General features: G+C 61.3%; 12 protein-coding genes and 1 riboswitch. Of the genes, 7 read left to right on the forward strand and 5 right to left on the reverse strand.

From position 1 onward, the window contains the following. The first annotated feature begins 13 nt into the window (after positions 1-13). Complete coding sequence (locus ACX3YF_RS30930; protein ID WP_130208614.1) at positions 14-835, forward strand: HDOD domain-containing protein; 822 nt, start codon at positions 14-16, stop codon at positions 833-835. 55 nt (positions 836-890) lie between these two features. Here ACX3YF_RS30930 and ACX3YF_RS30935 read toward each other — a convergent pair whose 3' ends face one another. Both ACX3YF_RS30935 and ACX3YF_RS30940 read right to left on the reverse strand, forming a co-directional pair. After that, positions 891-2,279 (reverse strand): sensor histidine kinase, encoded by a 1,389-nt coding sequence (locus ACX3YF_RS30935; protein WP_047526754.1) that lies wholly within the window; start codon positions 2,277-2,279, stop codon positions 891-893. Then, on the reverse strand, positions 2,272-2,943 hold the full coding sequence (locus ACX3YF_RS30940; RefSeq protein ID WP_130208616.1) for a response regulator: 672 nt from the start codon (positions 2,941-2,943) through the stop codon (positions 2,272-2,274). Before ACX3YF_RS30940 ends, ACX3YF_RS30935 begins: the two co-directional genes overlap by 8 nt. A gap of 237 nt (positions 2,944-3,180) precedes the next feature. On the opposite strand from ACX3YF_RS30940, the gene ACX3YF_RS30945 reads away from it, so the two are divergent. From ACX3YF_RS30945 to ACX3YF_RS30965, 5 genes are all read left to right on the forward strand, one after another. After that, complete coding sequence (locus ACX3YF_RS30945; protein ID WP_130208618.1) at positions 3,181-4,470, forward strand: OprD family porin; 1,290 nt, start codon at positions 3,181-3,183, stop codon at positions 4,468-4,470. Positions 4,471-4,509: 39 nt separating this feature from the next. Beyond that, the gene (locus ACX3YF_RS30950; protein ID WP_103405172.1) at positions 4,510-5,487 is read left to right on the forward strand and encodes a Bug family tripartite tricarboxylate transporter substrate binding protein; all 978 of its coding nucleotides are present in this window, start codon (positions 4,510-4,512) and stop codon (positions 5,485-5,487) included. Between the two features lie 63 nt (positions 5,488-5,550). Further along, positions 5,551-6,009, forward strand: a complete 459-nt coding sequence (locus ACX3YF_RS30955) for a tripartite tricarboxylate transporter TctB family protein (RefSeq protein WP_130208620.1) — start codon at positions 5,551-5,553, stop codon at positions 6,007-6,009. Between the two features lies 1 nt (position 6,010). Next, the gene (locus ACX3YF_RS30960) at positions 6,011-7,525 is read left to right on the forward strand and encodes a tripartite tricarboxylate transporter permease (protein WP_130208622.1); all 1,515 of its coding nucleotides are present in this window, start codon (positions 6,011-6,013) and stop codon (positions 7,523-7,525) included. After that, positions 7,518-8,561 (forward strand): AbrB family transcriptional regulator, encoded by a 1,044-nt coding sequence (locus ACX3YF_RS30965; protein WP_458974817.1) that lies wholly within the window; start codon positions 7,518-7,520, stop codon positions 8,559-8,561. The genes ACX3YF_RS30960 and ACX3YF_RS30965 overlap by 8 nt, the downstream gene beginning before the upstream one ends. A 108-nt stretch (positions 8,562-8,669) precedes the next feature. Here ACX3YF_RS30965 and ung read toward each other — a convergent pair whose 3' ends face one another. Continuing rightward, positions 8,670-9,362 (reverse strand): uracil-DNA glycosylase, encoded by a 693-nt coding sequence (ung, locus tag ACX3YF_RS30970; protein ID WP_130208626.1) that lies wholly within the window; start codon positions 9,360-9,362, stop codon positions 8,670-8,672. A 132-nt stretch (positions 9,363-9,494) separates the two neighbouring features. On the opposite strand from ung, the gene ACX3YF_RS30975 reads away from it, so the two are divergent. After that, positions 9,495-10,607, forward strand: a complete 1,113-nt coding sequence (locus tag ACX3YF_RS30975) for an enoyl-CoA hydratase/isomerase family protein (protein WP_130208628.1) — start codon at positions 9,495-9,497, stop codon at positions 10,605-10,607. Between the two features lie 110 nt (positions 10,608-10,717). On the opposite strand, the gene ACX3YF_RS30980 is transcribed toward ACX3YF_RS30975, so the two are convergent. Both ACX3YF_RS30980 and ACX3YF_RS30985 read right to left on the reverse strand, forming a co-directional pair. Beyond that, entirely contained in the window at positions 10,718-11,170 is a 453-nt protein-coding gene (locus ACX3YF_RS30980; RefSeq protein ID WP_130208630.1) for a hypothetical protein, read from the reverse strand. Positions 11,171-11,337: 167 nt separating this feature from the next. Beyond that, positions 11,338-11,583, reverse strand: a complete 246-nt coding sequence (locus ACX3YF_RS30985; protein ID WP_130208632.1) for a hypothetical protein — start codon at positions 11,581-11,583, stop codon at positions 11,338-11,340. A gap of 277 nt (positions 11,584-11,860) precedes the next feature. Then, positions 11,861-11,961, forward strand: a riboswitch (guanidine-I (ykkC/yxkD leader). Positions 11,962-11,985: the final 24 nt, after the last annotated feature.

The raw sequence follows: 11,985 nt of genomic DNA on the forward strand, positions 1-11,985 counted from the left end.
CAAGAGAACAGAAATGAGTGAGCTGGCGGAAAAGGTCCAAAGGGATTTGGTTGAGGCCATCGATAACGATGACCTGGTTCTGCCAACACTTCCGGAAGTGGCACTGCAGATTCGCAAGGCGGCAGAGGACCCTGAAGTCAGTATCAGCGCCCTGAGCAAGGTCATTGGCCGCGATACCGCGCTGTCGGCGCGCCTGATCAAAGTGGTCAATAGCCCGCTGCTGCGCGCGACCCAGGAAGTTACCGAGTTGCACACGGCCGTCACTCGCCTGGGCATCAACTACAGCAGTAACCTGGCCATCGGCCTGGTGATGGAACAGATCTTCCATGCCCGCTCCGAGGTGGTGGAACAGAAAATGCGTGAAGTCTGGCGCAAGAGCCTGGAAATCGCCGGTGTCAGCTATGCGTTGTGTCGCCACTACACCCAGCTCAAGCCCGATCAGGCAGCCCTTGGCGGGCTGGTGCATCAAATTGGCGTCCTGCCGATCCTGACTTACGCCGAAGATCACTATGATCTGTTGTCCGACCCGGTCAGCCTCAACCATGTGATCGACCATATCCATCCGCTGCTCGGCGATAAATTGCTCAGGGTCTGGGAGTTTCCGGACATGCTGGTGCAGGTGCCGAGGCTGTACCTGAACTTCAAGCGACAGTCTGACCAGATCGATTATGTTGATCTGGTGCAGGTGGCCAGCCTGTACTGCTGCAAAGACACCGACCACCCGTTTGCCTGCATCGACCCCTTCAGCGTGCCAGCCTTCAACAAGCTTGGGATCGATTACGACAACAAGGCCCTGTGCGCCGATCTGGAAGAATCACGCTCGATGTTTTATTAAGCATCAATGCAATTCCTGTGGCGAGGGAGCTGGCTCCCTCGCTCAAATGTTCTACTCACTCCCCGGCAATAAAACTCACCCGCACTTTCAACCCCGCGTGCTCGCCATCATGCAGGCTGATCTGCGCCAGGTGCGCGCGGCAGATCTCGCCGACAATCGCCAGGCCCAACCCGGACCCGGCCACCTGCTGGTTACGTCGGTAAAACCGCTCGAACACGCGATCACGCTCATCCAGCGGAATGCCCGGTCCATCGTCCTCAACCTCCAGCACCGCCGGTGCCGAGACTCGCAAAATCACGTTGCCGCCCGGTGGCGTATGGGCCAACGCGTTATCCACCAGGTTGCTCAACAGTTCGTTGAGCAAGGTAGGCTCACCCCGCATCCACACCGGCTCGTCCGCTTCCAGCGCCAGCGCCACGCCGCGCTTGTGGGCCAGTGGCGCCATGGCCATGCCCAGGTCACGCGCCAGTTGACTGAGATCGAGCAGCTGCGCGCCGCCCTCGGCAATCGCCCGGGCGCCATTTTCGACCCGCGCCAGGGAGAGCAATTGATTGGCCAGATGGGTCAAGCGATCAGTGCCCTGGGCGGCGGTTTCCAGCGTACTGCGCCAGGTTTGCGGTTCGCTTGAACGCAGGCCCAGTTCCAGCCGCGCCTTGAGCGCCGCCAAGGGGGTGCGCAGTTCGTGGGCGGCATCGGCGATGAATTGCGCCTGGCGCTCGAACTGCCCGCGCAGGCGTTCGGTGAAGTGATTGAGCGCACGCACCAGCGGCCACAACTCATGCTGCACTTCCACCAACGGCAATGGCCGCAGGTCATCCGGCTGGCGTTCCTCCACCGCCGAGCGCAAGCGCTCCAGCGGGCGCAGTGCGGCACTGACCGCAAACCACACCACCATCAGCGCACCAATGGCCAGCATACCCAGACGCAGCAACGTGTCAGTCGCCAGGCTGCGAGCCATGCTGACGCGCGCCTCGTCGGTTTCCGCCACGCGAATTTCCGCCATGCCATTCATGTTCGGTTCGCTGACCGGTTTGAGCAGACTCACCACGCGCACGTTCTGCCCTCGATAGGTCGCGTTGTAAAAACGCGCCAACGCCGGATAGTCATCGGTGCGGGGTGTCCCCGGTGGGGGTGGCGGAAGGTTTTCGTAACCGGAAATCAGCTTCTGATTGATATCGTTGACCAGATAAAAAATCCGCCCGGCACTGTCATAAGCGAACGTATCGAGCGCCACGTAAGGCACGTCGGCGCTCAGCGTGCCGTCGCGCTGGGTCACGCCCGCCGCGATGGTCCGGGCTGAAGCGAGCAATGTCCGGTCATAAGCGGTGTCGGCCGCTTCGCGACCATTCCAGTAGGCACTCAAACCACTGGCCAGCATCAACACCACCAACAACAGCGCCAGGTTCCACAGCAACCGCCAGCGCAGGCTGCTGGGCTTATGCATCGCGGCTTTCCAGCAAATAACCGAGGCCACGAAAGGTCACGATGGCAACCGGCTGACCGTCGAGCTTCTTGCGCAAGCGATGTATGTAGATTTCGATGGCGTCGGGGCTGGCTTCCTCGTCGAGGCCAAATACCTGGGAGGCCAATTGCTCCTTGCTCATCACCCGGCCGGGACGGGCGATCAAGGCTTCGAGTACGGCTTGTTCACGGGAGGTCAGGGTCAGCAGTTCTTCGCCGAGGGTGAAGCGCCGGGTTTCCAGATCATAGGCCAGCACCCCGCAACGCTGGATGCGTTCACCGCCCAGCACACTGCGGCGAAGCAAGGCTTTGACCCGGGCTTCGAGTTCGGTGAGTTCGAAAGGTTTGGCCAGGTAGTCGTCGGCCCCCAGATTCAGCCCATGGACCCGATCCTTGACGTCGCTGCGGGCCGTCAGCATCAACACCGGCAGGTTCTTGCCCCGTGCGCGCAAACGCGCCAACACCTCGAAACCATCCATGCGCGGCAGGCCGACATCGAGGATCGCCATGGCATATTCCTCGCTGCCCAGCGCCAGGTCGGCGGCCACGCCGTCGTGCAGCACATCCACGGTCAACCCGGTGCTCTTGAGCGCCTGGGCGACACTCTCGGCGAGCTGCAGATGGTCTTCGACGAGCAGGACACGCATGGATTTTCACCTCATTCAGGGATGGTCGACGCCATTCTTTGGCGCGGAGTTTACAGCCGCAACCGCCGCTGTGAAGCCCGTAAACCGTGAAAGTCAGCTGAAAGGTTAACGAAAGGTTAGCCCGTTACAGTCAAGCCACGGACAGTTTCGACTGCCGTCGCTGCCGCCACACAGCGATACGAAAAACGCCCTGAAGCGTTTTCGACCAATAAGAACAATAAACGGAGTCATTCATCCATGCAGTCCTTGCAGACCCAGGCTATTGCGCCTGCCCGCTTCTCCCGTCTCAGCCACACTGCGCTTGCCAGCGCTGCCGCCCTGGCCGGTTTTTCACCGTTGAGCCAGGCCGCCTTCATCGACGACAGCTCGGCCACGTTCGAAACCCGCAACATGTACTTCAACCGCGATTTTCGTGACGGCACCAGTGCCCAACAGTCCAAGCGTGACGAGTGGGCCCAGGGTTTCATGCTCAATCTGAAATCGGGCTACACCGATGGCACCGTAGGGTTCGGTGTCGATGCGCTGGGCATGATGGGGGTCAAGCTCGACTCAAGCCCCGACCGTACGGGGACCGGCCTGTTGCCGACCGACAATGGGCGCGCTGTCGACGAATACTCCAAGCTCGGCCTGACCGGCAAAGTGAAAATCTCTGCCAGCGAGCTGAAAATTGGCACCCTGATTCCGGAACTGCCGACCCTCAAGCCCAACGACGGGCGCATCCTGCCGCAGACCTTTGAAGGCGGCATGCTGACCTCCAAAGAGATCAAGAACCTGACCTTCACCGGCGGGCGCCTGGACAAGGCCAAGGACCGCGACAGCACCGACTTCGAGGACATTGCCCTCAACAACAAGAACAGCCGCTTCGCCGGAACGGTGGCGGGCGACCACTTTGACTTTGGCGGCCTGGACTACAAGTTCACCGACAAGATCACCGGCAGTTATCACTTCGCGCAATTGGGTGAAGTCTACAACCAGCACTTTCTCGGCTTGATCGCCTCACAGCCCTTCGGCCCAGGCACCTTTGGCACTGACCTGCGGTTCGCCATCAGTGATGACCAGGGCCAGGCCCGTGGCGGCAAGATCGACAACAAGTCCCTCAACGGCCTGGTGAGCTACGCCTTGAGCGGGCACAAATTCAGCGCCGGCTACCAGCACATGTCCGGCGACAGCGCGTTCCCCTATGTGGATGGCGCCGACCCGTACCTGGTGAACTTCGTGCAGATCAACGACTTTGCCGGCGCCGAAGAGCGCTCCTGGCAGGCGCGTTATGACTTCGACTTCGTCACCCTCGGCATCCCGGGCCTCAGCTTCATGAGCCGTTACGTGAGCGGCGACAACATCAAGCTCAAGAACGGTGATGAAGGCAAAGAGTGGGAGCGCAACAGCGAGATTAAATATGTTGTACAAAGCGGCGCACTCAAGGATGTCGCTGTCCGTCTGCGCAATGCCACCTACCGTTCCAACTACTCCGCTCGCGATGCCGATGAAGTGCGTCTGCTGGTGAGCTATAGCGTTGCCCTTTGGTAATTCAGTAAGTCCATAACAACAACTCCCAAGGAGACTTGAATGAACCTGTCAATGCGTAAAATTGCCCTCGCCGCCAGCGTCCTGCTGTTCACCGGCCAGGCGCTCGCCGAGCCCAAACGCCCCGAATGCATCGCCCCGGCCTCGCCCGGTGGCGGTTTCGACCTGACCTGCAAACTGGCGCAAAGCGCGCTGGTCAACGAAAAGCTGCTGACCAAACCCATGCGCGTGACCTACATGCCCGGCGGCGTCGGCGCGGTCGCGTACAACGCGGTGGTCGCCCAGCGTCCGGCCGATGCCGGCACCCTGGTGGCCTGGTCCAGCGGTTCGCTGTTGAACCTGGCGCAAGGCAAGTTCGGTCGTTTCGATGAAACCAACGTGCGCTGGCTCGCTGCCGTTGGCACCAGCTATGGCGCCATCGCGGTGAAAAGCGATTCGCCCTACAAGACCCTGGACGATCTGGTGCAGGCGTTGAAGAAAGATCCGAGCAAAGTGGTGATCGGTTCCGGCGGCACCGTCGGCAGCCAGGACTGGATGCAAACCGCGCTGATCGCCAAGGCCGCCGGCATCAATCCGCGTGACCTGCGTTACGTGGCCCTCGAAGGTGGTGGTGAAATCGCTACCGCCCTGCTCGGCGGCCACATCCAGGTCGGCAGCACCGACATTTCCGACTCCATGCCGCACATCCAGAGCGGCGATATGCGCTTGCTGGCGGTGTTTGCCGACAAGCGTCTCGACGAGCCGGAAATGAAAGACATCCCGACCGCCAGGGAACAAGGCTACGACATCGTCTGGCCGGTGGTTCGCGGTTTCTACCTCGGGCCGAAAGTCAGCGATGAAGATTACGCCTGGTGGAAAGCGGCCTTTGACAAGCTGCTGGCGTCCGAAGACTTCGCCAAGTTGCGCGATCAGCGTGAACTGTTCCCGTTCGCCATGACCGGCCCGGAGCTCGACACCTACGTGAAGAAGCAAGTGGCGGACTACAAGGTGTTGGCCAAAGAGTTCGGCCTGATTCAGTGATCGCCTCTGTCTAGCTAGCGGCTGCGGCGCCCGTTTGCGGGGGTCGTGGCCCAGGAGTTCCCCATGCTCTTACAACGCATTTTTGCATCGGTGCTGTTGCTGGCCTGTATTGGCCTGGCGCTGATGGCCTGGCCGTATCAAGCGGCCTTTTCCTATGAACCGGTGGGGCCTCGGGCCTTTCCGCTGTTGATGCTTGGCCTGATGGGCGCGGCGCTGCTGTACATGGTTTTTCGCCCGGCACCGATCAAGCACAGCGCTGACGAACCGCCACTGGACCGCGCAACCCTGAACAAGATCGGCATCTGCGTGGTGCTGTTACTGGTCTTCGCCGGCACCTTCGAACCCCTCGGTTTCATCGTCGCCAGCATCCTCACCGGCGTGCCGATGGCGCGCCTGTATGGTGGCCGCTGGTTGCCCAGTGTCGTGATCCTCAGCCTGATGGCCGTCGGCCTCTACCTGCTGTTCGACAAGTTGATGGACGTGCCGCTGCCGCTTGGCGTGCTCGACGTTCTGGAGAACTGATATGGATACTCTTGGCTATTTGGGTCAGGGTTTCGGCGTTGCGCTGAGCCCGTACAACCTGGTGACCGCGCTCTGCGGCACCCTGATCGGCACAGTCGTGGGCCTGTTGCCAGGCCTGGGGCCGATCAACGGCGTGGCGCTGCTGATCCCGATCGCATTCGCCCTCGGCCTGCCACCGGAGTCGGCACTGATCCTGTTGGCGGCGGTGTACCTGGGCTGCGAATACGGCGGCCGGATCAGCTCGATCCTGCTGAACATCCCTGGCGAAGCCTCCACCGTGATGACCACCCTCGATGGCTATCCGATGGCCCGCAAAGGCCTGGCCGGCGTGGCCTTGTCGTTGTCGGCGTGGAGCTCGTTCATCGGCGCCTTCATCGCCACCTGCGGCATGGTGCTGTTCGCCCCGCTGCTGGCGAAATGGGCGATTGCCTTCGGACCGGCGGAATATTTCGTGCTGATGGTGTTCGCCATTGTCTGTCTCGGCGGCATGGCCGGTGACCGTCCGCTCAAGACCTTCATCGCGGCGCTGATCGGCCTGTTCCTGTCGACCGTCGGCATCGACGCCAACAGCGGCGTGTACCGTTTCACCGGCGATAACATCCACCTGACCGACGGCATTCAGTTCGTCGTGCTGGTGCTGGGCCTGTTCTCCATCAGTGAAATTCTCCTGATGCTGGAAAAGACCCATCACGGCCAGGAAGCGGTGAAAGCCACCGGGCGGATGATGTTCAACGTCAAGGAAGCCGCTTCAGTGTTCGTGGTGAACATTCGTTGCGGCGTACTCGGTTTCATCATGGGCGTGTTGCCCGGTGCCGGTGCGACCCTGGCCAGTGCCGTGGCCTACATGACCGAGAAACGCATCGCGGGCGCCAAGGGCACGTTCGGCCAGGGCGATATGCGCGGCCTGGCCGCACCGGAAACCGCCATTGGCGGCGCAGCCTGTGGCGCACTGGTGCCGATGCTGACCCTGGGGGTGCCTGGCTCGGGCACCACGGCGGTGATGATCGGCGCACTCTCGCTGTACAACATCACGCCGGGGCCGCTGTTGTTCCAGCAGCAACCCGACATCGTCTGGGGCCTGATTGCCTCGTTGTTCATCGCCAACGTCATGCTGGTCATCCTCAACATCCCGATGATCCGCATTTTCACGCGCATCCTCGCCGTGCCGAACTGGGCACTGGTACCGGTGATCGCCATCATTACCGGGATCGGCGTCTACGCGGTGCACGCGACCACCTTCGACCTGTTCCTGATGATCGGCATCGGCATCTTCGGCTACATCCTGCGCAAGCTGGATTTCCCGTTGTCGCCCCTGCTGCTGGGCTTCATCCTCGGTGGCTTGATGGAGCAGAACCTGCGTCGTGCCCTGTCGATTTCCAACGGAGCGCTGGAAATCCTCTGGTCGAGCCCGATCACCTTCGGTTGCTGGGTCCTGACGGCAATCATGCTGTTGATGCCGATCATCCGTATCTGGCGCAAACGATCGGCCGCGCAACGCGCCATCGCCGATGTCTGATCGGTTGCCCCTCAAAAACGGGTGGGGTACACCGCTGGTCGGCCTGCTGGGCGGTTACCTCGCCAGCCAGGTCGGCTGGCCGCTGCCATGGATGGTCGGCTCGTTGCTGGCGATCATCCTGGTGCGCTGCCTGAGCCCCTGGCAATTGGCGGAAATCCCTGGCGGCCGCAAGTGCGGCCAGTGGATTGTCGGTATCGGCATCGGCCTGCACTTCACCCCTGTGGTGATGGAGCAGGTGCTCAGTCATTTCGGTCTGATCTTCTTTGGCGCATTGGTCACCAGCCTGTCCGCAGTGGTCGGGGTCTGGTTGATGCGGCGCACCGGTGAGGATCGCGCCACCGCCTTCTTCTCCAGCATGCCCGGTGGCTCCGGGGAGATGGTCAACCTCGGCGCCCGCAATGGCGCGGTACTCAGCCGCGTTGCCGCCGGACAAAGCCTGCGGGTACTGGTCGTCGTGCTTTGCGTGCCGGCGGCGTTCAAGTATTTGTTGGGCGACGGCGCACCCGCCTCCCATGCCACCGCCGTGGACTGGCGCTGGCTGGCCCTGCTGTTCCCGGCCGGCGCGTTGGCGGCGTGGATCTGGGAGCGTTTGCGTCAACCCAACCCGTGGCTGTTCGGCCCGTTGCTGGTGAGCGCGGCAGTGAGCATTGGTTGGGACCTGCACATCGGCTTGCCCAATGGCGGTAGCCAGATCGGCCAGTGGCTGATCGGCAGCGGCCTCGGTTGTCATTTCAATCGGGAGTTTTTCCGACGCGCGCCATCGTTCATGGGCCGCACCCTGATCGGCACGGTGCTGACCATGCTGATCGCCACGGCGGCGGCATTGGGCTTGAGTGCGCTGACCCTTCTGGATCTGCGTTCACTGACCCTGGGCATGATGCCCGGCGGGATTGCCGAGATGAGCCTGACGGCGGAAACCCTGCAACTGTCGGTGCCGCTGGTGACCGCGATGCAGGTGATGCGACTGCTGTTTGTGCTGTTTCTGGCGGAGCCGTTGTTCAAGTACTGGAACCGAAATCCCGATTCAGACAGTTAGACCGAGTCGCGCCCTTCGCGAGCAGGCTCGCTCCCACAGTGGATTTGCGGTGTTCACAAAACCTGTGGGAGCGAGCCTGCTCGCGAAGGGGCCAGCCCGGTCAAACCATCAAACCGGCGGCAATCGCCACTCGATCGGCGTTTCGCCATTTTGCTCGAGAAACTTGTTGGTGCGGCTGAAGTGCCCGCACCCGAGGAAGCCACGATAAGCCGACAACGGTGACGGGTGTACCGACGTCAGGACCAAATGCTTGGTCGCATCGATCAGCTTCTGCTTGCTCTGGGCATGGGCGCCCCACAGCATGAACACCAGATGCGGCTGCTGCTGGCTGACCACTTCAATGATCCGGTCGGTGAAAAACTGCCAGCCCTTGTCCTTGTGCGCATTGGCAGTGGCGCGCTCGACCGTCATGGTGGTGTTGAGCATCAACACGCCCTGATCGGCCCAGCTCTGCAGATAGCCGTGGTTGGGGATGTCGATGTTCAGGTCACGCTTCAACTCTTTATAGATGTTCACCAGCGACGGCGGCGCCGGGATACCCGGTTGCACCGAAAAGCACAAACCGTGCGCCTGGCCCGGACCGTGGTACGGGTCCTGGCCGAGGATGACGACCTTGACCTTGTCCAGCGGCGTCGAGTTGAGCGCGTTGAAAATCATCGGGCCCGGTGGATAGATTTCCTTGCCGGCCGCCCGCTCCTCTTGCAGGAATTTTCGCAACTCCGCCATGTAGGGCTGGTCGAATTCGGCACGCAGTGCCTCCTTCCAGCTCGGTTCGAGTTTGATACGGTCGTCAGCAGTCATGGTCATATCCGGCAAAAACAATGGGGCGAACCCTAAGAAGGCCCACCACGCTTGTCAATTGATCTGACGCAGATCCGGCACTTTCCCACACAACGATCATACTTAACCCTCAAATTCCCGATCGAGGTCACGATGAATCTGCACTTCGAAGAACTCACCGGCACCGACGGCGCCCGTATCGGTATCGCCAGCCTGGATGCCGAAAAGTCGCTGAACGCCCTGTCATTGCCGATGATCAAGGCCTTGCGCGCTCAACTGGACGCCTGGGCCAACGAGCCGCAAATCGTCTGCGTATTGTTGCGCGGCAACGGCGCCAAGGCTTTTTGCGCCGGCGGCGAAGTGCGCAGCCTGGTCGAGGCCTGTCGCGCCCATCCCGGCGAAGTGCCGCCCCTGGCCGCGCAGTTCTTCGCCGCGGAATATCGCCTGGATTTCAAACTGCACACTTACCCCAAACCCTTGATCTGCTGGGGCCATGGCTATGTGCTGGGCGGCGGCATGGGCCTGCTGCAAGGGGCGAGCATCCGTATTGTCACGCCAAGCAGTCGCCTGGCGATGCCGGAGATCAGCATCGGCCTGTACCCCGACGTCGGGGCCAGTTGGTTCCTGTCACGCCTGCCCGGCAAGCTCGGCTTGTTCCTTGGCCTGACCGGCGCTCACATGAACGCGCGTGATGCGATCGATCTGGACCTGGCCGACCGTTTCCTGCTCGATGAGCAGCAAGAAGCCCTGATCGAAGGCCTGTTGCAGTTGAACTGGCAGGAACAGACCCCGAGGCAGCTCAACAGTCTGCTCAAGGCCTTGCAGCAGGAAGCCGTTGCGCACATGCCTGAGGCCCAATGGTTGCCGCGGCGTGAGCGCATCGATGAATGGCTGGATGTCAGTGATGTGGGGTGCGCCTGGAAGGCCATCAGTGCGCTGCGCGATCACCCGGACCTGCTGCTCAGCCGCGCTGCGCGAACCCTGAGCGAAGGTTCGCCGCTGACCGCGCACCTGGTGTGGGAACAGATCATCCGCGCGCGGCATATGTCGCTGGCGCAAGTCTTCCAGATGGAATACACCCTGAGCCTCAATTGCTGTCGTCATCCGGAGTTCAGCGAAGGCGTGCGTGCACGGTTGATCGACAAGGATCAAAAACCCCACTGGCACTGGCCCGATATCAACAACGTGCCGGAGGCCGTGGTGGAGGCGCATTTCCACAAGGTTTGGGAGGGTCGCCATCCACTGGCGGACTTGTCGGAGTATTAAACAAAACTGTGGGGCGAGCTTGCGATCGATGCTGTGTCAGTCGACACAGCGGTGACTGAAACAGCATCGTGAGCAGGCTCGCTCCTACAGGGAACTTTGCTTAAGCCGGATTAGCGGTGATCACCCCGGCCGTCGTGATTACCCCGACCGTTATGGTCGCCTCGGTCGTCGTGATTGTGGTCACGTCCGCCACCACGGTGGTCATTGTCCCAATTGCCGCGGTTACGGCCGTCCCAGCCGCGATTCTGATACGCCCGGTAGTCGGCCCGCGACGGCTGGTAGTAACGCGGAGCCGGTTGATAGATCCGCGGTTGCGAGTAATAGCGCGGGGTTGGCTGGTAGTACCGCGCAGGCGGTGCGTAATACCGTGCCGGGGGCGAATAGTAACCGCCGCCATTGGAATAATAGGAACTGCCGCCGGCGTAATAGGACGGCGCTGGCGAGGTGTAGACCTCGGAACTGTAGTAGCTGGCTCCTCCATCGTAATAAGGCACGCACGCACCAAGGGACGATCCCAATACAACCATCAGAAGAATTCGGCGCAGCTTTTTTTGACAGAGCATGGCGGCCTCCTGGACCGCGAGTGAGCCACACCAGCGACGCTGGCAGGCGACAGTCGATGATTCGGTGACTGTCGAAACATCTGACATCAAATTCCGGATCTGGTGCGATCCAGTAACAACTTGAAACATCTCGTCGGTGAAAGTTTTTTCATCCATTCAACCGCTGATTAATGGTGGCCACCGTGGTATCCACCGCGGTAATACCGCGAGCCGTGACCGCCCCAATAGTAGTAGCGATAGCCCCCATAGAAACGTGGGCCACCGTAGTAGTAACCGGGGCCGTAATAGTAGGAATAAGGCGCGTAGCCAGGATAGTAATAAGGCGCGGAATACCCATCGTAGGGGCCGGCGTAGTAATAGCAGCTGCAAAGCCCCAGACCGAGTGCAACACCCAGCAGCATTCGACGAAACATGACGGCCTCCTGAAAGACCCGCCGTCGGGACAAACCGACTGACACCTGTTTTGACTCGCAATCCATGACCGAGTGCAGTGCCCCGCCGGCCTTCGGATCAATGGCCGGTACGTCCCATTGCGGTGCGCGCACGCACCATCACAAGGCAGCCCTCCCCCCTGCCGGCCCAGGCACCTGGCGCCTGACCCGCATTCCAGAGCGCTTCAAGCGACTTGGCACGGCTCTCGCTTTAACAACAGCGTGCAGGAGTCACTACAGGTTCGCGGCACCACAATTTGCAATGGCTGACTAGGGTTCCGGCTCGCAATCGCGAGTGGCTGGTCCGAGAGTTGGCGACCTCCAGTTGAGGTTACACGGCGGGACAAAAGCCCGGGAGACAAGCCACCGTTCGCGGTGCCGCTG

It is taken from the genome of Pseudomonas fluorescens group sp. PF-69 (genome assembly GCF_054481235.1).